This is a genomic window from Microbacterium sp. CCH5-D1, from assembly GCF_001557335.1.
GTDB lineage: Bacteria > Actinomycetota > Actinomycetes > Actinomycetales > Microbacteriaceae > Microbacterium > Microbacterium oxydans.
This window is the reverse complement of the sequence record NZ_LSJW01000115.1, coordinates 1-483: the sequence shown is the minus strand read 5'-3', so window position 1 is coordinate 483 and position 483 is coordinate 1. Positions and strand designations below refer to the sequence as shown.

Annotated in this window: 1 protein-coding gene; it reads right to left on the bottom strand. The window is 71.2% G+C overall.

Going from position 1 to position 483, the window contains the following annotated elements; all coding sequences use genetic code 11:
- Positions 1-460, bottom strand: a 460-nt coding sequence (locus AX744_RS07590) for a DUF2332 family protein (RefSeq protein WP_231728760.1), incomplete at its 3' end; no start/stop codon positions are given.
- Between the last annotated feature and the right edge of the window lie 23 nt (positions 461-483).

The window sequence follows — 483 nt, the reverse complement described above, 5'->3', positions numbered from 1 at the left end:
CCCGCCCCTCCTCTCCCGGCCACACGAGCCCACGCAGCCAGCGCCGATCGCGTTCATCCGCCGCATCGAGGGGCGCGAGGTCGACGCCCGCCCGCCAGACCACGTCCGGCATCCGCAGCGGAGGCAGCGCGCCCGAGACCCGGCTCTCCAGCACGACGGTCGAGGGTCCGTCAAGAGGATCGAGGACGCTCCTGACCGATCCATCCGCCGCGATGAAGCGATACGAGTAGCGGTCCGGGTAGAGGCACAACCCCGCCGACGCTCCGACCTCGAGCAGCGCGATCGGTCCGGCTATCTCCGACAGCACGGGCAGCAGCGCCGCGAGGCGGAGGGGCTCATTGGTCTGGAGGCTGCGGTTCGCGCACTCGGCGATCACCGCGTCGGCGTTGCGGAGCACGAAGTCCCTCCACTGCGGGTACCCGACGAGTCCGGAGCCGAGCATGCGCGTCACGGCGAACACGAGGGGCGGCTGCCGACGATTCT